The organism is Corynebacterium sp. HMSC070E08, assembly GCF_001808895.1.
Taxonomy (GTDB): Bacteria; Actinomycetota; Actinomycetes; order Mycobacteriales; family Mycobacteriaceae; genus Corynebacterium; species Corynebacterium hiratae.
The window spans coordinates 1-18,130 of record NZ_KV794723.1 but is presented as its reverse complement, the minus strand read 5'-3'; the positions used below and the strand labels follow the sequence as shown (position 1 = coordinate 18,130).

The 18,130-nt window shown below is 61.4% G+C and carries 21 protein-coding genes; 11 read left to right on the top strand and 10 right to left on the bottom strand.

What is annotated here, in order from left to right; genetic code table 11:
- Nucleotides 1-432 precede the first annotated feature (432 nt).
- From HMPREF2526_RS00245 to HMPREF2526_RS00235, 3 genes are read left to right on the top strand one after another with little or no spacing between them, the layout of a single operon-like run.
- Nucleotides 433-2,139 carry a carbon starvation CstA family protein gene (locus HMPREF2526_RS00245; protein WP_070545105.1) on the top strand — a complete coding sequence of 569 codons (1,707 nt, stop codon included), beginning with the start codon at nt 433-435 and terminating at the stop codon, nt 2,137-2,139.
- On the top strand, nt 2,129-2,386 hold the full coding sequence (locus HMPREF2526_RS00240) for a cory-CC-star protein (RefSeq protein ID WP_046647629.1): 258 nt from the start codon (nt 2,129-2,131) through the stop codon (nt 2,384-2,386). The genes HMPREF2526_RS00245 and HMPREF2526_RS00240 overlap by 11 nt, the downstream gene beginning before the upstream one ends.
- Complete coding sequence (locus HMPREF2526_RS00235; RefSeq protein WP_070510870.1) at nt 2,377-3,351, top strand: ArsA family ATPase; 975 nt, start codon at nt 2,377-2,379, stop codon at nt 3,349-3,351. Before HMPREF2526_RS00240 ends, HMPREF2526_RS00235 begins: the two co-directional genes overlap by 10 nt.
- Here HMPREF2526_RS00235 and HMPREF2526_RS00230 read toward each other — a convergent pair.
- On the bottom strand, nt 3,348-4,220 hold the full coding sequence (locus HMPREF2526_RS00230; RefSeq protein WP_070545103.1) for a LysR family transcriptional regulator: 873 nt from the start codon (nt 4,218-4,220) through the stop codon (nt 3,348-3,350). The genes HMPREF2526_RS00235 and HMPREF2526_RS00230 overlap by 4 nt on opposite strands.
- A gap of 70 nt (nt 4,221-4,290) precedes the next feature.
- Here HMPREF2526_RS00230 and HMPREF2526_RS00225 point away from each other — a divergent pair, with 70 nt between their 5' ends.
- Complete coding sequence (locus HMPREF2526_RS00225) at nt 4,291-5,442, top strand: MFS transporter (protein WP_070545102.1); 1,152 nt, start codon at nt 4,291-4,293, stop codon at nt 5,440-5,442.
- An 11-nt stretch (nt 5,443-5,453) separates the two neighbouring features.
- Nucleotides 5,454-6,746, top strand: coding sequence for a copper oxidase (locus tag HMPREF2526_RS00220; RefSeq protein WP_070545100.1), 1,293 nt, complete (start codon nt 5,454-5,456; stop codon nt 6,744-6,746).
- Between the two features lie 119 nt (nt 6,747-6,865).
- Here the strand turns inward: HMPREF2526_RS00220 and HMPREF2526_RS00215 are convergent, their stop codons facing one another.
- Entirely contained in the window at nt 6,866-8,302 is a 1,437-nt protein-coding gene (locus tag HMPREF2526_RS00215; protein ID WP_210384375.1) for a TM0106 family RecB-like putative nuclease, read from the bottom strand.
- Between the two features lie 75 nt (nt 8,303-8,377).
- On the opposite strand from HMPREF2526_RS00215, the gene HMPREF2526_RS00210 reads away from it, so the two are divergent.
- Nucleotides 8,378-9,010 carry a DUF6474 family protein gene (locus tag HMPREF2526_RS00210; protein ID WP_070510862.1) on the top strand — a complete coding sequence of 211 codons (633 nt, stop codon included), beginning with the start codon at nt 8,378-8,380 and terminating at the stop codon, nt 9,008-9,010.
- A gap of 315 nt (nt 9,011-9,325) precedes the next feature.
- Nucleotides 9,326-9,643 (top strand): histone-like nucleoid-structuring protein Lsr2, encoded by a 318-nt coding sequence (locus tag HMPREF2526_RS00205; protein ID WP_070510860.1) that lies wholly within the window; start codon nt 9,326-9,328, stop codon nt 9,641-9,643.
- Here HMPREF2526_RS00205 and HMPREF2526_RS00200 read toward each other — a convergent pair.
- Nucleotides 9,640-10,278, bottom strand: a complete 639-nt coding sequence (locus HMPREF2526_RS00200; RefSeq protein ID WP_046647640.1) for a LuxR C-terminal-related transcriptional regulator — start codon at nt 10,276-10,278, stop codon at nt 9,640-9,642. The genes HMPREF2526_RS00205 and HMPREF2526_RS00200 overlap by 4 nt on opposite strands.
- A 36-nt stretch (nt 10,279-10,314) precedes the next feature.
- Nucleotides 10,315-11,487, bottom strand: a complete 1,173-nt coding sequence (locus HMPREF2526_RS00195; protein ID WP_070510858.1) for a sensor histidine kinase — start codon at nt 11,485-11,487, stop codon at nt 10,315-10,317.
- On the opposite strand from HMPREF2526_RS00195, the gene HMPREF2526_RS00190 reads away from it, so the two are divergent.
- A complete protein-coding gene (locus tag HMPREF2526_RS00190; protein WP_070545097.1) occupies nt 11,486-12,040 on the top strand; it encodes a DUF2020 domain-containing protein in 555 nt (184 codons plus the stop codon). The two genes, HMPREF2526_RS00195 and HMPREF2526_RS00190, sit on opposite strands and share 2 nt — an antisense overlap.
- 34 nt (nt 12,041-12,074) lie before the next feature.
- Here HMPREF2526_RS00190 and HMPREF2526_RS13335 read toward each other — a convergent pair whose 3' ends face one another.
- Both HMPREF2526_RS13335 and HMPREF2526_RS00185 read right to left on the bottom strand, forming a co-directional pair.
- Nucleotides 12,075-12,227: a hypothetical protein gene (locus HMPREF2526_RS13335; RefSeq protein WP_049154629.1), complete on the bottom strand. Its 153-nt coding sequence runs from the start codon at nt 12,225-12,227 to the stop codon at nt 12,075-12,077.
- Entirely contained in the window at nt 12,227-12,985 is a 759-nt protein-coding gene (locus HMPREF2526_RS00185) for a class E sortase (RefSeq protein ID WP_070545095.1), read from the bottom strand. The genes HMPREF2526_RS13335 and HMPREF2526_RS00185 overlap by 1 nt, the downstream gene beginning before the upstream one ends.
- A gap of 66 nt (nt 12,986-13,051) precedes the next feature.
- On the opposite strand from HMPREF2526_RS00185, the gene yidC reads away from it, so the two are divergent.
- A complete protein-coding gene (gene yidC / locus HMPREF2526_RS00180) occupies nt 13,052-14,038 on the top strand; it encodes a membrane protein insertase YidC (RefSeq protein ID WP_046647648.1) in 987 nt (328 codons plus the stop codon).
- Here the strand turns inward: yidC and HMPREF2526_RS00175 are convergent.
- The 4 genes from HMPREF2526_RS00175 to HMPREF2526_RS13330 all read right to left on the bottom strand — a co-directional run bounded on the left by HMPREF2526_RS00175 (nt 13,995) and on the right by HMPREF2526_RS13330 (nt 16,155).
- A complete protein-coding gene (locus HMPREF2526_RS00175) occupies nt 13,995-14,603 on the bottom strand; it encodes a TetR/AcrR family transcriptional regulator (RefSeq protein WP_070545093.1) in 609 nt (202 codons plus the stop codon). The two genes, yidC and HMPREF2526_RS00175, sit on opposite strands and share 44 nt — an antisense overlap.
- Nucleotides 14,604-14,671: 68 nt before the next feature.
- Nucleotides 14,672-14,932, bottom strand: coding sequence for a GlsB/YeaQ/YmgE family stress response membrane protein (locus tag HMPREF2526_RS00170; RefSeq protein ID WP_010188457.1), 261 nt, complete (start codon nt 14,930-14,932; stop codon nt 14,672-14,674).
- Between the two features lie 139 nt (nt 14,933-15,071).
- Nucleotides 15,072-15,968: a universal stress protein gene (locus HMPREF2526_RS00165; RefSeq protein ID WP_046647652.1), complete on the bottom strand. Its 897-nt coding sequence runs from the start codon at nt 15,966-15,968 to the stop codon at nt 15,072-15,074.
- 46 nt (nt 15,969-16,014) lie between these two features.
- The gene (locus HMPREF2526_RS13330) at nt 16,015-16,155 is read right to left on the bottom strand and encodes a hypothetical protein (RefSeq protein WP_168160887.1); all 141 of its coding nucleotides are present in this window, start codon (nt 16,153-16,155) and stop codon (nt 16,015-16,017) included.
- Between HMPREF2526_RS13330 and HMPREF2526_RS00160 the strand changes: the two genes are divergently transcribed.
- On the top strand, nt 16,091-17,143 hold the full coding sequence (locus tag HMPREF2526_RS00160; RefSeq protein WP_083295487.1) for a pseudouridine synthase: 1,053 nt from the start codon (nt 16,091-16,093) through the stop codon (nt 17,141-17,143). The two genes, HMPREF2526_RS13330 and HMPREF2526_RS00160, sit on opposite strands and share 65 nt — an antisense overlap.
- A gap of 272 nt (nt 17,144-17,415) precedes the next feature.
- Nucleotides 17,416-17,565, top strand: coding sequence for a hypothetical protein (locus HMPREF2526_RS13550; protein WP_232761136.1), 150 nt, complete (start codon nt 17,416-17,418; stop codon nt 17,563-17,565).
- Nucleotides 17,566-18,130: the final 565 nt, after the last annotated feature.

The following is an 18,130-nucleotide window of genomic DNA, read 5'->3' as shown; positions in this document are numbered from 1 at the left end:
CGGCCTCTTTTAAGGCCATATAGCTTCGACCGCGCTGGGCCCTCTTCAATGAGGCTCGGCGCGGTTTCGCGTTTTCAACAAGCTGCAGGCCTTTGCACAGGACTCCTGCTCCCGGTGCGCGAGGCGAAACTGCCCGAGTTGCCAAAGTTATGCGCCGCCATTGCCGATCCGAGGGGGATCTTCGTCATGTAGGGCAGTTGGCCTATCGGTCAAGGCAATTCGCAGACCGTGAGCGGTGATGAACCACACCCCCTTCTGCCCCACCCGCCCCAACTTTCCCTATCGAGATTTAGAAATTAAACCCACCTTCACAAAACAGCTATGGCATAATTCACACCACCTGCACACAGGGATGCGTATTACAGGCTTGCCTTTCTTGCTGAGGAGCCAACGCTGATGCGACATCTCAATTGACTCTCTTCAGGTGGTTTTGTGAACTCACTTCTTCTCGTCTTTATCGGACTCGCCATGATGGTGGCGGGCTACCTGCTGTACTCCCGCTTCCTTGCGTCGAAGGTGTATCAGCTCTCCGAGGGTTTCTCCACGCCCTCCCACACCATGGAGGACGGTGTCGACTACGTCCCTACTAACAAATACGTGCTGTGGGGCCATCACTTCACCTCGGTCGCGGGTGCTGCACCCATCATCGGCCCCGCCGTCGCCGTGATTTGGGGCTGGCTACCAGCCTTCCTCTGGGTCACGCTCGGCACGGTCTTCTTTGCCGGAATGCATGACCTGGGCGCGCTGTGGGCTTCCCAGCGCCACCGCGGACAGTCCATCGGCACGCTCTCTGGGCGCTATATCGGCGCCCGCGGGCGCGCGCTCTTCCTCGTCGTGATCTTCCTGCTGCTGCTCATGGTCAACGCGGCCTTCGCGGTGGTCATTTCCAACCTGCTGATTTCCACGCCCACCGCCGTCATCCCCACCTGGGGCGCCATCCTCGTCGCCCTGCTCATCGGCCAGGCCATCTACCGCTTCCGTTGGAACCTGACCATCGTCTCCATCGTGGGCGTCGCTGCCTTGTACGCGCTGATGATCATCGGTGACCGCGTCCCGCTGGCCCTGCCGGAAACCGTCCTGGGCATCCCGGACCGCGGCGTGTGGATCATCCTGCTCTTCGTCTACGCCTTCATCGCCTCCCTGCTGCCGGTGTGGGTCCTGTTGCAGCCGCGCGACTACATCAACGGCCTGCAGCTCTTCGTCGGCCTCATCATCCTCTACGGCTCCTTCCTTATCACCCGCCCCGAGGTTGTTGCACCGACCGTGTCGGATCACGTCCCTGACAACACACCAGGCATCTTCCCGCTGCTCTTCGTCACCATCGCCTGCGGCGCCGTCTCCGGCTTCCACGGCGTGGTGAGCTCCGGTACCTCTTCCAAGCAGCTGGATAAGGAAACCGACGCCCGCTTCGTCGGCTACTTCGGCGCCGTGGGCGAGGGCCTCCTCGCACTGGGCACCATCGTCGCCACCACATCCGGTTTCAAGACCGCCGCCGATTGGGAGGCCGTCTACAACGAGTGGAACGCCGGCGGCGTCGGCGCCTTCGTCCAGGGCGGCGGTGCCCTCATGAACGAAGGTTTGGGCATCCCCACCTCGCTCTCCGCCACCATCCTGGCCACCATGGCCGTGCTTTTTGCTGCGACGACGATGGACTCCGGTGTACGCCTGCAGCGCATGGTGGTCTCCGAGGCCGCCGAGCTCATGGGCATCAAGCTCAGCGGCCTGGTTGCCACCATCATCGCCGTCGGCTGCGCTTTGGGCCTGACCTTCTCCACCGGTGTCGACGGCTCCGGCGGCATGCTCATCTGGCCGCTCTTCGGCACCACCAACCAGCTCATGGCAGGCCTGACGCTGTCCATCATCGTGGTCATCCTCACCCAGCTGCGCCGCCCGACGTGGCCAGTGCTGCTCCCGTTGATTTTTGTTACCGTCATGTCTCTGTGGGCGGCGGTGCTGCAGCTCAAGACGCTGTTCCAGGCCGGAAACTGGCTGCTGCTCCTTATCGATGGCGTCATTATCGTCGCCGCCATCTGGGTCATCGCCGAAGCCATCGCCGCCATTTCCCGCGCCCGCAAGGCCCCGCAGGTGGTATGGAAGGACGAAGACATCGAGCCGCCCCTGCCGGTCAATGCTCGATAAACTAAAGGCCTTTGGGCGCGGTCTAGACGAGTTCTACTCCGCGCCCTATCGGCGTTCCTTCGCTAAGGCGCAGCAGGAGGAAGACGACCTCTTCATGCTGCTTATCCTCTCGGAGGCCCTCGGCCTGCCGAATCCGGCCAGCTACTACACCCTGGAGTTGCTGCCGCTGATGTACGAAGATTTCCACGCCTGGCACACGCGCATGGGCATGGAGCGCTCACCTTTGAACGGAATCTCATGTTGCTAGCCCCCGTCATGTTCTTCGGCGGCAAGGGCGGGGTGGGAAAGACCACGCTGGCCACCGCCACCGCGCTGCGCCTGTCCCAGGAAGGCAAGCGCGTGCTGCTGGTATCTACCGACCCGGCGCACAACCTGGGGCACATCTTTGGCACCGCGCTTTCCGACGTCCCCACTACCGTCCGCCCCCACTTAAGCGTCATCGAGATCGACCCGGCGCGGGCGACGGAGGAGCACCTAGAGGGCGTCGCCAAGCAAATGCGTCGTTTCATGCCAGAACGCCTCCACCGCGAGGTGGACCGCCACCTGGACCTGGCCCGGCACTCGCCCGGCACGCACGAGGCGGCGATGCTGGAGCGCATTGCGCAGCTCATCGAAGAGCAGCAGGATGGTGGAGGGTTTGAGCACATCATCTTCGATACCGCCCCCTCCGGGCACACCGCCCGACTCATGGCGCTGCCGGAAATCATGGCCGCGTATACCGATGGACTGCTCGCGCGGCGCGAGAAATCCGACAAGTTCGGCGCGGTGGTGCGCGGCATGACCTCAGCGGAGAAGGCCGTTTCCGCCAGCTCGCAGGACCCCGTGGACCGCCGCAACCAGGAGATACGGTCCACGCTGCTCAAGCGCCGCCGCCGCTTCGAGCGTTTGCGCGCCGTGCTTTCCGACGAAACCACCACGTCCTTCTTCCTCGTCCTCACCGCCGATCGCACCCCGGTGCTGGAAACCGCCGAGTTCTTCGCGGACCTGAGTTCCCATGGCGTGCACTGCGGTGGGCTGCTGGTCAACCGCCGCACTCCGGAAAGCACGGAAGAGTTTCTTCAACAGCGCCGCGCCTCGGAGGATGCGGCCCTCGCGCTGCTCGCGGAGAAGCTGCCGGGCCAGCCGGTGCACACCTTGCCCTGGCTGCCGCATGAGGTATCCACCCCCGAAGCGCTCGCTGCTCTGGCCGCCGAGCTCCCCTTCGGCAGCTAGTCGGCGGTGCGTGTCACGACGAAATCCTTGAAGTGCTCGACCGGCGGGGCATCATCGCCCTCCCGCCACACCAGCCCCAGCTCACGGTAGGCCGCGGGCTGCAGCGGGATGGGGTTGCGGGCTTTGAGGTACGGGTCATCGAGCGGCAGCAGCGCCGATCCCAGGCCAGCAGCCACGAGGCCGGCCACGGTGGTCAGCTCCATGGATTCGAAGATGAGGCGCGGGGTGAATCCGGCTTCGCTCGCCAGGGAATCCAGCAGCATACGCGTTCCGTAGCCGGGCAGCATGCCGATGAAGGGCTCCTCCCGAAAATCTTCCATGCGCACGCTGTCTTGTCCTGCCGCCCAATGCCCTTCCGGAACTGCGAGCCCGAGGCGCTGCAATTTAAGCTGGTGCCAGCCCACGGCCCCCGGGGTGGTGGGGCGGGGGCCAACGAGCGCGAGATCTGACTCCCCGGCCGCTACTCTCTCCACGAGCTCGCGCGCCGCGCCCTGGTGCAGGCGGATGTCCACGTGAGGGTGTTCGGCACGATAGGCCTTGAGCAGTTCCGGGACCATCCACGTGCCGAGGGAATGCATGAAGTCAAGGCGCACGGTACCGCGCTCCGGATCCATGAGGCGGGAAACGGCGTCGCGCGCGGCGGTCTCCGCCATGAGCATCCGCCGGGCATGCTCCACGAATGCCTGGCCGCGGGCATTGAGCCGCAGGCGCCGGCCGCTGCGCTCGAAGAGGCTGGCCCCCACCTCCGCCTCAATGCGCTGCACGCGGCGGGTTAGCGCGGATTGGGAGAGCCCGAGGGCGTCGGCAGCCGCGCCGACGAGGCCATGGTCGGCCACGGCGACGACGCCGCGCACATCCTCCAGATTCATGCACACCTCGCATGTTTTATGTAACTTTTAGACATTTTACACATAACCCGCGCTAGGCCATGCTTGATGCATGACCAGAACGCGGCGCGCCACCATTGCCATGCTCTTCGTGGGCTTGGCAATTTTTTCTTGCCTCTACCCCACCCAAGCCATGCTGCCCACCCTGGTGGAGGACATGGGCATGTCCCCCACGGAAGCCGCCATGACCATCTCCGCGGCCACAGGCGCGCTGGCTATCTGCGTGATCCCCGTGTCCATCATCTCCGAGCGCATCGGCCGTGGAAAGCTGTTGCTCGTTTCCACCATCGCGGCCACGCTCATCGGCATGCTCGTGCCGCTGGCGCCCAATCCGGAGATACTTATCGCCACCCGCGCGCTCCAGGGCGCCGTCATCGCCGGCGCACCCGCCACCGCCATGGCCTGGATCTCGGAGGAGCTGGAAAGCTCCTACGTCGCCCGTGCCATGGGGTTGTACATCGCCGGCACCACCATCGGTGGGCTCACCGGCCGCCTCATTCCCACCGGGCTGCTCGAGCTCACGTCCTGGCGCTGGGCGCTGGCGGGCTCTAGCCTGGTCACGCTGATTTTGGCTATCATCGCGGCGATCTTGCTGCCCTACCAACAGAACTTCACCCCGAAGGCGATTCACTTCCACTCGGAGCTGCGCGCCATCTTCCGCCATGCCCGGGATACCCGCCTCATCCCCTTATTCATCGTGGCCTTCGTGGCCATGGGCACCTTCGTGTCCCTCTATAACTTCCTAGCATTTAGGCTCATCAACCACTTCCACCTCGCGCCTGGTTTGGCCGGCTTGGTCTTCCTCTTCTACCTCACCGGCACGTGGTCCTCGGCGCGCGCCGGCCGGCTGGTCACACAAGTGGGCCACGCCAACACCTTGCTGCTGTCCTGCCTGCTTTTTGCCGTGGGCATCGCGCTCTGTATGGGGGCACTGATCCCCACCCTTCTCGGCATCGTGCTCTTCACCATCGGCTTCTTCGCAGCGCACTCCACGGCCTCGGGGTGGGTGGGGCATATCGCCACTCACGACCGCGCTGAGGCCTCCAGCCTCTATGTCTTCTTCTACTACCTGGGCAGTTCCCTCCTGGGCGCGCTAGCGGGCGTGCTCTTTGATTTCCTGTCGTGGACCGGCTTCATCGCCGTCTACGCCGCCCTCGCCGCGGGCATCGCGGTGTTGAGTTGGGTTGTGAGAAAAACCGGATAAACTCGTGTTTTATGGATAAGTGGTCGCCGCGCACATGGCACAGGAAAGCATCCCGCCCGGTCAGCCTGTGGATGATGGTCTTTCTTCTCGCGGGCGCAATCCATACCTTTATCCCGAATTACCGGTGGGTCCTCATCCACCTTTTCACGCTCGGCATCCTCAGCAACAGCATCGTGGTGTGGTCCCAGCACCTCACCGAAAAATTCGTGCAGCTCAAAGTTCCGATGTCGGCCCGCCCTCGCCAGCTCGCGCGGATTTATCTGCAGAATGCCGGCGTTATCCTCACCCTCGTGGGCCAAATCCTCAGTGAATATTGGGGCCACCACTGGGTGCTCACACAGATAGGTGCCACACTTGTCGCGCTCGCCGTGGTCTGGCACGGCGTGGCCCTCTTTGCCTTATGGCGCCAAGCGGAATCCAAAAGATTCCGCCCTGTCGTTGCTGCGTACGTAGCCTCTGCCTTCTTTCTTGCCGTTGGTGCCACTCTTGGTGCCTTCCTCGCGACGCACCCCTCCCATCCGCGCCTGCTCATCGCGCACGTGGCCGCCAATATTGGTGGCTTCGTGGGGCTGGCGGCGGCCGGCTCACTCACCATCTTGTTCCCGTCCATCTGGCGCACCAAGGGAGTCAATCCGCACATGGGCCTGAGCTTCACGCTGTTGGCGCTGGGCGTGGTGACCACCGTGATCGGCAGCGCGTGGAATGTACCGCAAGCGGGCCTCATCCTCTACTGCGTCGGCTGGGCGCTCAGCCTGCAGAGCTGGTTACTCAATGCCCTTAGCGTGTTCCGGGAACCACGCGGGCGCATCACCTTCCCGGCGCTTTCTGTGCTCTTTTCCTGCTTCTGGCTGCTCGGCGGTCTGGTGTATTACACCACCCAGCATTTCTTCTCTAGCGAGCCACAGATTCCCATGCTCGCGCTCGTCGTGGGGTTTGGCGCCCAACTGCTCATCGGCGTCATGGGCTATATGCTGCCCACCACGATGGGCGGCGGCCCTTCAGCGGTGCGGGCTGGCCTGCGCGAATATAACCGCTGGGGGCTGGGGCGCTCGGTCTTTATCAACGGCGGGCTTGCCCTCTGGCTGGCCACCTCCAGTTCCCTCACCATGGTTGCCGCCTCGCTGCTCTGCCTGGGTTCCATGGCGATCATCCCCGTACTCACCGCTCGTGCGGTCAAGGCCCAGAAAGCCGTGCTTCTCAAGAAGGCCGAAGGCCCAGCCCCAACGAGCACTACGGACTGGGACCAGGCCTGGGTGGCGCTTGCGGTGCTCATCATCCTCGGCGGACTCAGCCTCATCCTGTAGATCCCCAGACCTCGATCCCGCAACCTCCTGGTGGGCAGTGGGGCGTCGGCAAGCGCTTGGCGACGCTGAGGTTGCGGGTTTCAGGTCTGGGGACTTGCAAAACGGGAAGGCAGAAGAAGCTAGGGCTCGAGGGGAGGCACGCCCGGCGCGCCGGCGGACATCCACTCGCGGACCACGTGGGTAGCGCGCACATCGCCGGCGTTATAGCGCAGAATCTGCGCACGCGCGCCCGTGTCACCGGCAAGCGCAGCGCGGCGGGCGTTAACGGATTCTTCGCCGTCAAACTCTTCCGGCCATTCAAAGCCCGCGACCGGGGCCACGGTCTTCAGACCCAACCCCGCGGTGCCGGCGAAACTACGCTTGACGTGGACAAACATATCCACCCACTCCTCCGAGGAGATGAACTCTTCCACTTCCTGGAGGTTGGGTGCAGAAAAGCGCTGCGCGGACCTGCGCATCCAATGGTTCTCCCCGTGGGCGGAGTAGCAATACGCCGCAAAGGTCTTTCCTGCCGCATGTGCGTCAGCACGCACCCCCATGAGCCACTCCCAAAACTCGGCGAAATTCTCTGCTTCCGCCCGGCCGCCGAGCGGCTCCCACGTGGCAAAAGAGTGATACTCACCGTCCAGGAGTGCACCCCACAGGTAGGCGCCTTGATCCAGGTAGGCCTCCATATCGACGTCGACTTCCACATCCGCGCGAGGAACGCTGACCTGCCCGCGGCGCAGCAGGGGAATACCTTCGCGCCAGGCGGCGGCGAGGGCGGAGGGGGCGCCGAGGGAGGCGTCGATAAGCCCCTGTACTGTCGTAATACCGCGCTCGCGGTAGGGGTTGGCGCGGTCGCCCGGCAGGAAGAGGGAAATGTCATCGCGGGCTTCCAGCTCTTCCCGGCACAAGGGCCAAAAGCGGCAGGAGGCGCACTCCTTGACACGGCGCGGGCCCGCGGGCAGCGGTTGCGCCAGTGCCTCATCGATGGCAAAACGCGAGGTATCCGTGACAAAAGCCTGGCTGCGGTCCTGCCCAATCGCCGCGCCCCTGCCAGAATTCAGCCCCACTTCTTCCAAGCCCCGGGCTGCCAGCGCCAAACGGTAGCCGTCGATGGCGTGATGCCGAATCTTGTACTTGGCCGGCAAGGGCTCACTCAACCCCAAGCGGTGGGTCGGCACGACAAGCGCGCGCGAGGCCTCATGCCGGCGCGCCACGCGGTGATCGGAGACGATGACGGGGCTGTACATTTCGCCGTCCCGAACGAGGAGCTCCACGCGCACCATCCACTCTTCGGTGGAAAAGACGGCGTTGGTGATGTGCGTATACCCGCGAGCTAGGGCCTCGAGCGTGGCCAGGGCCCGCTCGAAGTCGCTACCCTCCAGGTCAATGCGGCGAAAACGGCCCGGCCCCTTTGCGGGAAGGCGGCTCAAGGCAGCATCGATAGCCGCCGCGTGGCGTTCCGCGCGGGCCTGACTTACCGCGGTACGTGGGATCTCGGGATGCGCGCGGCGCTGCACCAAGCGATAACGGCAGCCCACAAGATCCGTGGCGACGAGCACATCCTTCACAGCAGGTGAGCTTAGTAGACCACCTTGCTAGAGTTGTAGCGAGACCCTAAGGAAAGATAATTTAAGGACGTTTCAATGGGCATTATGAAGAAGATCCGCAAGGCCCGCCGTGAGGCCCGTGCTGAGGTTAAGGCCGCCAAGACCCGTGTAAAGGCAGAGGTCAAGGCTGCTGATAAGTCCAAGCACCGCCAGCAAAAGCTGTTGGCTAAGCAGGAGAAGGCGCTTATCAAGTCTGAGGAAAAGGGCCTGAAGAATCGCCGCAAGCACGAATACAAAATGGCCAAGAAGGAACTCGAACGCATTAAAGAAGGCCGTTTAAATAAGGGCAACGTCAAGCGTTATGCCGGCGCCCTGCGCACCGCCGCACCTCTTCTTTTGCCCCTGATTTACCGCGGCATCACCGTTGCCCAGCGCGAGGTTGAGAAGAAGCGCGCGCACAAGGCTGGCGTCAGCGCTGAGCAGCTGGCCTCCTTCTCCGGCCACGGCGCACCGCTAAAGGCGCGCACCGCCGGCATCCGCAACTCCCTGAAGGACGCCCAGCTGCCCGCCGGCTTTAAGCGCGACGTCAAGGAGCGGCTCAACGAACTTGATTCCGCAATCGACAATGCGGAATACATGACTGAGCAGCAGCGCCAGCGCGCACACCGCTCCATCTCCGGCGAGATTGATTCCCTCAACGATGAGATCCAGTCCAAGCTGGGCGCATAACCCTTCGCACCACAGCTTCCAGCCTTCGATCCCCACATTCCCCGCCTCCTAACAAGGGCGGGAAAGCGGATCGGAGGCTTTTTCTTTCGGGTTTAAAATCAGCCTTTGTTACCGGCCAGAATATTGCTTCTCCTAGCGCCCCTTAACTGTGTCGCAGACGTGGTTTTGCTCTATAGTCAATAACAAGAGAAGGTTCTTTTAATGACTTTCTCTTTAATCCGTTAAGTTACTTAAAGTTTAGGCTTCCGCTCTTGTGGTGAACGATGAAGGAAGCCCAAGCACAGAACGATCAGATTACAGATCGAATGGAGAATCATGGCACGCCGCGAAATCACCCAGTTTTTTGACGACATTGATAACAAGCCCCTCAGCGAGGAAGAACTGATTGTCATCCGCTTCAGCGTTGACGGTAAAGACTATCTCCTCGATGTTTCCCAGGAGAATGCCGATAAGTTCCACGCCGCAATGGAACCTTTTGTCAAGGCCGCCCGTCACCCGGTGAAGAAGGACACCCGTCACTACAAGCCGGCCGATGTCCGCGCCTGGGCCGCCCAGCACGGCTACCAGGTCGCCGAGCGCGGCAAGATCCCCAACGACGTCATCCTGGCCTACCGCGACGCCAACAACCTCTAAAGAACGCCCTGCTCGCGGGCGGCCGCCACGGCCGACGTGCGCGAGCGCACTCCTAACTTGTCATAGATGTGGACGAGGTGAGACTTCACCGTCGCCTCCGAAAGCATCAGCTCCACACCGATCTCCCGGTTGGAGGATCCCGCCGCGACCAGCTTCAGTACTTCCAGCTCGCGCGGGGTAAGAGAGGTGCGCGGCGTGCGCACGCGGGTCATCAGCTTATCGGCCACCACCGGCGAGAGCGCCGAATCACCGTCGGCCGCCGAGCGCACCGCCGCGAGCAGCTCCACCGGCGGCGCATCCTTCAGCAAGTAGCCCACCGCTCCGGCCTCAATCGCCCCGAGAATGTCCGCGTCAGTGTCGTAATTAGTGACCACGAGCACCTTGGGCGGGTTCTCCATGGAGTAGCGGATGGCGGCGGTCGCCTCCGCGCCGCCCATGACGCGGGTACCTTCAATACCCGCTCCAAAACGCAGATCCATGAGGAGGACGTCAATGCCACCTGCCTGCGCTGCGGAGACGGCGGCTTCGGCGGTAGCTACCTCGCCCACCACCTCGATATCCTCAGCCCCCTCGAGCACCGAGCGTAGACCTAGGCGTACGATCTCGTGGTCGTCGGCAAGCAAGACCCTAATCACGGGCTTCCTCCTCATTGGTACGGTGTGGACAAATTCCTAATCTACATCGTTATCTAAGGGCACACTAACTGAGACCGCCGTGCCGCTGCCTGGGGTGGATTCAATCACGACCTCTCCGCCGAGCTCCTCGGCACGCCTGCGCATCGCCGATAGACCAATATGCCCCAACCCCGCCGGCTTATTCTCCACTGCCTCGACATCAAAGCCGTCTCCATTGTCCACCACGTCCACGCGCACCTCATCCGGCGCATAGGTCACCGTCACCCGTGCCTTGCTGGCGTGGGCATGCTTGACGACGTTCCCCATCGCCCCCTGCGCAATCCGCAACAGTGCTGCTTCCACCTTCATGGGAAGTTGCTGGACATCGCCTTCAACGTCCACGGAAACATCAACCCCACCGGTGGCCGCGAAGTTATCCGCCATCCTGGTCATAGCTGATTCCAGGGAGGTTTCCGATAACGCCGCCGGCTGTAGTGCTGCGATCATGGCACGCGCCTCGTGGAGGTTATCCGCCGCGGTGCGCCGGGCGAGCTCAATGCGCTCCTGCGCCTTAGGGATATTCTCCTGGGCCAGGTCGCGGTCAGCGGCGTGCAGAAGCATCTGGATGGAGGACAGGCCCTGTGCCAGAGTGTCGTGGATTTCGTGGGCGATGCGCTGGCGCTCGGCTGTCATACCGGCCGTGCGCTCGGACTCCACAAGTTGCGAACGGGTCTTCACCAATTCTTGGTTCATACGGCTCAGCGCCCGGAAGGCATAGGTGATAGCGATCGTCACCAGGGCCGATACCGCTGGGCCCATGACGCCGCCGAAGGACAGCCCGCCCGGTACCTGCACCAGCACGGTCATCACTGTGGCCGCAATAACGCAAATGACGCCGGGGATCATCTCCAGTACGTAGAGGTACACAAAGTACAGGGAAAACACGAGGTAGATGGCCGCAGGCGCCACAGCCAAGTCGGCAAGCCACAATACCGTGAGGATGACTATCCAGCCATAACGCGCGATGCGCGGCAGCGTCTCCAAGTAGGCTGAGCCCCCGAAGTACACCACGGCGAAAGAAACCAAGAGCAGCAGGTTGAGCACGCCCTGCCACAGAGGTAGGCGCACCGTGGTAAAAATCGCCACCACCAGCAGCGTCGCCGTCAGGACGTGGATACCGTTGCGCAGGGCATCCGATTCAACCGAGCGCTGGTCTAGTGTGGACGTCATGCGCCACAGCCTACTTCCCCCGCTTGCCGCCTGCCTGATCGGCATCGGCTTCGCCGCCGCGGGGTGCTCGGATGCAGACGACCCCACCCCCAGCACCCCGGCCGCAAGCCCTGCGACACCCACCGACGCAGGCGATGGCCTGCCCATCGACGCCACAGCGGAGGTCAGCGACTGGGAAGACTGCCCCTATCTGGATACCCAATGGGTGGCCGATACGAACGGGCAGAGGATGACCCGGTGGGGCGTCGACAAGCGCTTTGGCACCCCCGCCTGTGTGTTCTGGTCCTACCCCGAGGAGCCACAAGTCACCGTCCTCATCCGCCAGATGCCCAGCGTGGAGGAAGCGCGCGCGGTCGTGGACTGGGCCGCCCCTGTCGAGGACACGGAGCTTGCCGAATTCGATGGCTGGTCGGGCGGGCGCGGCGTCTTTGAGGATCACTCGGTCTTCGCCGTGCAGAAGGACAACCACGCCGTGGTGGTGTGGTCGAACCAGCTGCAAACGCTCAAGCCCCAGCTCATAGCGCAGGAAGCGATCAAGCGTTTAGGCCTATAAGGCCTAAACGTATAAGGCCTAAGCATTTAATGGTCTAAACGGCAACGTCGTTATAGGGCATCTGCGCTGCTACCCAGGGAAACACAACCTCCATGAGCAGGAAGAAAACCCCTACGGCAAGGGCCAACGCCAGCAGGGCTTTTACCGCGGTGGGGCCGGGCAACAGGTTCCACAGTGCGCGATACATTAGTTCTCCTCCAAGACTGCGGGGCGGTCATTGTCATCTGAGCCGAGCGCTTTAGCCTCCCGGTCGGTCTCCATGGCGTGCACGATCATGCGCTCCGCATTGGAGAACTGCGGATGACACGTCGTGAGCGTAAGCAAGGATTCGCTCGGCTCAACGCCCTCCGCCCCGGGAACAGGCTGGAGCACGCTGACATCGCCCGGCAGCGTGATGTGGCGGCCCTGCACCGGCTGGTACTCCGGCTTGGCTTGCTGCTCCTGGCTGAAGCACTCCCCCGGGGAACTGTCGATAGGCAGCACGCGGTAGGTGATCCACTCCGTCGCAGTTTCGATGACGATGGCGTCGCAGGTGTGCAGGTTACCCAAGTCATTAAAGGGCGCGCCCTTGCCCACACGGTGCCCGGCCACCGCAAAGTTACCCGGCTCACCGGGCATCTGTGTCTCCGTGTAGCGCCCCGGTCCGCGCAGCAAATCATCCTCGTTGGTGCCTTCCAGAACCGCGAAAGCGAAATCCGAGCCGAAGGCAGGGATATAGAGGCGTGCGAATGCCTCACCGAGCTGCGGAGCATGGCCAGCGCCGCGCGGATTGTGCCACTCCTCTTGCAGCGTCTCGTTAGCTTCGTCCTGCAGCTTGCCGGAGGCGATGTTGGTCCAGTAGGACTCGTAAAAAGCAAAGAGCAGCAGCAGCACGCCGGCCGTCAGCATCAGCTCACCGATGACGGAGCCGACGGTCGTTCGCGTGCGTGCGGTGGGGTGGGGCATACTCACTACCCTAGCCTCCCTGTAACGTGTAAGTGCCCCACCACCCTGCAGAAAGAGGAGTAGGCGATGATCGAAATTTTCATGTATCCGGTCTCCGGAATCATGAAACTCTGGCACCTCCTGTTAGGTGCTTTCTTCTCCGGCTCCATGTCATGGATCCTCACCATCGTCTTCCTCGTGCTGACGGTCCGCGGGCTCATCGCACCGCTGAACTGGCTTTCCGTGAAGCAAGGCCGCATCGGAGCCCTCATGCGCCCAGAGATGACCGAGCTCAACGCGCAGCTCGCTCGGGCCGACACCGTCGATGAAGCCGTCGCCGTCCTTACGCAGCAGCGCGATCTCAAGAAGCGCTTTCAACACAATCCATTAGTGGGTTGCTTCCCAGCCTTCCTCATCATTCCCGCCTTTATTGGCCTCTACCAGGTGGTGCTCCGGGTTTCTGGCTCCACGCATGAGCCGGTGGGGATGCTCACGCTAGACGACGTCTCCTCTTTCCGCGCTTCCACCGTCTTCGGCGTTCCCCTCACCAATTTCGCCCGCGAGCACCGTGACTTGGTCCTGCCAATGCTCATCGCGGCACTCGTGTTTACCTCCCTCAACACGCTCATTACGCTCTACCGCGGCTACCTCACCACGCTTTTCGACGAAAAGATCCCTCGCCGCTTGCTGTGGTTTATGGCCCTCATGGTGGTTCTTATCCCGTGGATGTTGTGGATGGTGGCCTGGCACGGCCCCATCCCCGTGACCATCATCTTCTACTGGGGTTGTTCCTACCTCTTCACCCTGCTACAGACGGGCGTGTACGAAATCATTCTGCGCAAGCGCTACCCGCTGCCAGAGGCCGTCCACGAGCAGCGCCGCGCTAGCATACAGCGCTGGCGCACCAAGGAGAAGAAGCGGGAAAAGAAAGCGGCTAAGCAGCGGCTCAAAGAGGATCCGGGGCACAAGGAAGAGCTCGCCGCTAGCCGCAAGCGGCACTCGGAAATCGTGGCGGAGGCACGAAAAATTGTTAAATCGAATAGTCGGCAGGAGGAGCCGACAGAAGCCGAATAGCCAGCTGCTTGGCTGTTACGAGCGGGGCGACGTCGCGGGTAAGGCGCGCGCCGGCAAGCCCGCCATCAAGGAAGATGAGAATTTCGCTCGCCTGCTCCTCTGAGGGGTAGCCATTCTTAGCGTTGAGGAGTGCTGTGACCGTGGAATGCATCCACGTGCGGTGCTCGACGCAGGCGGCCACGATGCCGCGCTCGGCATCAGTTTCTGGCCGCGGATACTCGCCCGCAGCGTTGAGGAAGTGCGAGCCCCTGAATTCCATGGAGGGCTGCTCCTCGATGGCCTTGTCGAAGAAGGCCAGAATCTTGCTTTCCGGGTCTGTCGCGTCCTCGGTGCGCTTTTGCCAATCGGCGCGATATTCCTCATCAAGGGCCTCAACGTACGCGATAACGAGGGCGTCCTTAGAGCCGAAGAGGGAGTACAGCGATGCCTTAGCGACGTCCGCCTCACGCAGGATGCGGTCGATGCCGATCACGCGGATTCCTTCGGTGGTAAAGAGCCGCGTGGCGGATTCGAGCAGTCGGCTGCGCGGACTCGGACGATTGCGTCGCGACTTCTTTTCGGCCATTTCTTCTCCTCACATGACAAAACCGGTTCATCTACACAATATAGACAAACCGGTATGTATGCGAATTATTATTTCTTGCGGCCCGTAATGGCTCCCACAATCCACAGCAGGATACAGGCGCCGACCGTTGCCGTAATAATCATCAAGAACCAGCTATCACCAACGCTCTTATTAAAGAGCGCAAGCAAGCCGCCACCAATCAGGCCACCGATAACACCAACAATGAGGTTAGTGAACAGCCCCTGATCGCGCTTCATAATCTTCTCTGCGAGCCAGCCCGCAATAATGCCGACAACAATCGAACCAAAGAAACCGAGACCAAGTCCCATGTCACTCACTCCTTCTAGTAACAGTAAATAGCTTTTATTTACGTTCTCCCCACCGTACGCGTTAAAACACCAAAACGACTCGGGCTTACCACTTATCCAGTAAATGGGCCCGAATCGTTATAGCGGGGTTATGCGAAGGTTACTCGGAGTCCGGACGTACCACCATCATCGGGCACGGTGCGGACTGCAGTAGCGCGCGGGAGGTGGAGCCAAGCAGCATGCCCTTGAAACCACCACGGCCGTGGGAACCCACGACGAGAAGCTGGGCGCCCTCAGAAGCCTCTGCCAGCGCGCGAACCGGACGGTCGCGAGCAATAACCTTCTTGACCTGTACCTCCGGGTACTTTTCTTGGAATTCAGCGAGGCGCTCGGTCAGCAGCTCTGCCTGCTCCTTCTCCACCTCAGCCCACTCGGCCTGTGCGGCGGAGAGGCCGGCCAGGGAGGCCTGAACCTGCATATCCATCCAGGTGTGAACGGCAATGAGCTCCGCGCCGCGGGCATCGGCTTCCTTGAAGGCATAATCTGTTGCCTTCTGGGAAACCTCGGAGCCATCGACACCGATGACAACCGGACCATACTTGGTGGACTCAGTGACGTGGTTATCCTCACGGACCACGACAACCGGGCAGGAGGCGTGGGAAACGACGGATGCGGACACCGAGCCCATCACCATGCCGGACAGGCCGCCCATGCCGCGGGAGCCCATGACAATCATGGTGACGTCCTTGGACATCTCCAGCAGCATGTCAATCGGGGAGCCCTCAGCCACGGTGTGGCCAATCTTCAGATCCGGGGCAACCTTGTGGGCCTCGGCGCGGGCATCCTCGATCTTCTCTAGGGTTTCCGCCTGGAGGTCATCAAAAAGCTCCTTCGGCGGAACCATGCCTTCGGCGTAGAGGAACTGCGGCATCGTATAGCTCGATGCGATACGCAGCGGGATACCCCGCTTTACCGCGGTATTAGCAGCCCAGCGGACGGCGTTCTTCGACGCTTCCGAACCATCAACGGCGACGACGACAATGTCTTCCTTTGCCATGACCTTTCCTTTCGAAGTGCTTACACTTCCAGTCTAATACCTATTACTAGACCTGTGGGGTGGTAGCAGCGTCCGCGTTGGCGGGGAAGAGGATGTTGTAGGCGGCCACGACAATGTCACGGATGACGGCACCGATACCATTAGAGAAGAAATCGATGACGGGTGCGAGAATAGAGTTAAAATCCATGGGTCAAAGAATATCGCAAAAAAGGCGTGGCGCAACACCACTTCCTATCCGTGATGGGCTAAACCCCACCCACGCCCGCGTGCCTGAAGGTCCGATTACCGCGTGGAACTTCGTTCACCACCTCATCGTCACTCAGCGCCACCGTCACCCCGGCGACAACGAGGCCGCGCTACAGGCCCGCTTCGACGCAGACGAAGTTGTGCGCCAAGATGGTTCCCCTCTTCGCCCTGATAGTATTCTCGCCACCAACGCAATGGTGTACTTCTACCGCATGCCGGCTCCCGAAACTCCCGTCCCATACGACATACCAATCCTCTTTGAGGACGAGCACCTCCTAGTGGTGGATAAGCCGCCCTTCATGGCCACCATGCCCCGCGCCCGGCACATCACAGAGACTGCAACCGTGCGCCTGCGCCGGATGACGGGAAACAACGAGCTATCTCCCGCGCATCGTCTCGACCGGCTTACCTCCGGCATCCTCGTCTTTACGAAGGACCGCTCCGTCCGGGGCGCCTACCAAACGTTGTTTGCCGAGCGCCGCGTAAACAAGACCTACGAGGCCATCGCGCCGCTTGCCGACGTCTCCCCAGGCACCATTTGGCGCTCCCGTATGGAGAAGACCCCGGGGGAGCTGCAAGGCCGCATCGTCGAGGGGGAAGTCAATGCCATCACCGAGGTCGCCGGCGTGGTGCCCGTAGATAAGGCCCCCTACGAGTCCATCCACGGTTCACTACCAGAGCTCGGGAAGTACACCTTAAAGCCGCAGACTGGCAAGACGCATCAACTCCGATTGCACATGCTCCAGGCAGCAATACCCATTATTGGGGACCCCATCTACCCCGTCATCTACCCGGCAGAAGCCGAGGATATGCGAATTCCCATGCACTTGACGGCGACGCACACTTCTTTTGCCGACCCCGTAACCGGCTATACCCGTGAGTTTCACTCTCGATTACCCCTACATACCCATAATCTTCTTCGCCCGTAGTTTTGGCCCCAGTACCCAAAAAGGCTGGGCCAAGCAACACTGCTGCCAAAGAATGAGGACGGAATTAGACCAGCACTCAAACCATTGCCTTTGACATGTTGGTCCGATAGCCTAGGACATCCCTATAATTCCCTATCCGAAAGGAACTGACACGATGAAGAAGTCCCTAGCTATCATCAGTGCCGCCGCACTTATGGTCACGGCGACACCCACAGCGACAGCCGAGGACGGGCTAGTGAACAACGCTCGACAAGGATCGTCTACTGATCTCAATGAACTCGTCGTCTCTCAATGAACTCGTCGTCGACTCCCCCTTCTACGACATTATCGCTATTCCAGTCACGCTCTCATCGCTCGCTCTTTCGTTCCTGGGCGTCCCTCAGTGCGGTTTGCACGACACCCGCGGTTGCGAGAAGGGCTAAGTACCACCGTCACCAAAGACAGCGCCTGTTCCTGTTTCCTGTAGATTTGGCCTTCGGCCCGCTTTTGCTGCGGCTGGGGGCTATTTTTGTTGTTCTCTACGAGGCAAACCCATCACTTGGGCGATGCGCCTAGGTTCAAGAATGCTGTAGCCTGCAAATGGTCCGGGGATGAGTGTCCTCAGCCGGCAAAGCTGTGTTGCTTGTTTGGGCGGCGGTGGATTCTTTGTGCTTGAGATAATTAGCGCGTATGACTCGTGCTCGGATCCGTTGCGGTCTATAAGCGCAGACGTGGAGACGTGGATGTGCAGCACGCAGGTCTGTGTTTTCGGGTTTGTGCTTTTGGGTTTTCTAGATGTCGCTTCCGGCTGCCGGATATGGCAGCACTGCTGTGCGACTGGCTTAGGTTGCCTTCAACGACACGTATACTCGCCCCCAGTGTTGCTTGGGGTGCGATGCGAAGGCCCGAAAACGCACCAAGAGCCTAGACATGGTGTGTCTAGGCTCTTGGTGAGATATATTTAGTTGTTTGTTTTGTTTGGTGTCGGCGGTTTCTTACTCTCCCACA

What these genes read in the sequence shown, in the direction of transcription:
- HMPREF2526_RS00240 (WP_046647629.1), top strand. Translation starts at nt 2,129, where the DNA reads ATGCTCGATAAACTAAAGGCCTTTGGGCGCGGTCTAGACGAGTTCTAC.
- HMPREF2526_RS00235 (WP_070510870.1), top strand. Translation starts at nt 2,377, where the DNA reads ATGTTGCTAGCCCCCGTCATGTTCTTCGGCGGCAAGGGCGGGGTGGGA.
- HMPREF2526_RS00230 (WP_070545103.1), bottom strand. Translation starts at nt 4,220, where the DNA reads ATGAATCTGGAGGATGTGCGCGGCGTCGTCGCCGTGGCCGACCATGGC.
- HMPREF2526_RS00225 (WP_070545102.1), top strand. Translation starts at nt 4,291, where the DNA reads ATGACCAGAACGCGGCGCGCCACCATTGCCATGCTCTTCGTGGGCTTG.
- HMPREF2526_RS00220 (WP_070545100.1), top strand. Translation starts at nt 5,454, where the DNA reads ATGGATAAGTGGTCGCCGCGCACATGGCACAGGAAAGCATCCCGCCCG.
- HMPREF2526_RS00210 (WP_070510862.1), top strand. Translation starts at nt 8,378, where the DNA reads ATGGGCATTATGAAGAAGATCCGCAAGGCCCGCCGTGAGGCCCGTGCT.
- HMPREF2526_RS00205 (WP_070510860.1), top strand. Translation starts at nt 9,326, where the DNA reads ATGGCACGCCGCGAAATCACCCAGTTTTTTGACGACATTGATAACAAG.
- HMPREF2526_RS00190 (WP_070545097.1), top strand. Translation starts at nt 11,486, where the DNA reads ATGCGCCACAGCCTACTTCCCCCGCTTGCCGCCTGCCTGATCGGCATC.
- HMPREF2526_RS00195 (WP_070510858.1), bottom strand. Translation starts at nt 11,487, where the DNA reads ATGACGTCCACACTAGACCAGCGCTCGGTTGAATCGGATGCCCTGCGC.
- HMPREF2526_RS13335 (WP_049154629.1), bottom strand. Translation starts at nt 12,227, where the DNA reads ATGTATCGCGCACTGTGGAACCTGTTGCCCGGCCCCACCGCGGTAAAA.
- HMPREF2526_RS00185 (WP_070545095.1), bottom strand. Translation starts at nt 12,985, where the DNA reads ATGCCCCACCCCACCGCACGCACGCGAACGACCGTCGGCTCCGTCATC.
- yidC (WP_046647648.1), top strand. Translation starts at nt 13,052, where the DNA reads ATGATCGAAATTTTCATGTATCCGGTCTCCGGAATCATGAAACTCTGG.
- HMPREF2526_RS00175 (WP_070545093.1), bottom strand. Translation starts at nt 14,603, where the DNA reads ATGGCCGAAAAGAAGTCGCGACGCAATCGTCCGAGTCCGCGCAGCCGA.
- HMPREF2526_RS00170 (WP_010188457.1), bottom strand. Translation starts at nt 14,932, where the DNA reads ATGGGACTTGGTCTCGGTTTCTTTGGTTCGATTGTTGTCGGCATTATT.
- HMPREF2526_RS00165 (WP_046647652.1), bottom strand. Translation starts at nt 15,968, where the DNA reads ATGGCAAAGGAAGACATTGTCGTCGTCGCCGTTGATGGTTCGGAAGCG.
- HMPREF2526_RS00160 (WP_083295487.1), top strand. Translation starts at nt 16,091, where the DNA reads ATGACGGCACCGATACCATTAGAGAAGAAATCGATGACGGGTGCGAGA.
- HMPREF2526_RS13330 (WP_168160887.1), bottom strand. Translation starts at nt 16,155, where the DNA reads ATGGATTTTAACTCTATTCTCGCACCCGTCATCGATTTCTTCTCTAAT.
- HMPREF2526_RS13550 (WP_232761136.1), top strand. Translation starts at nt 17,416, where the DNA reads ATGAACTCGTCGTCTCTCAATGAACTCGTCGTCGACTCCCCCTTCTAC.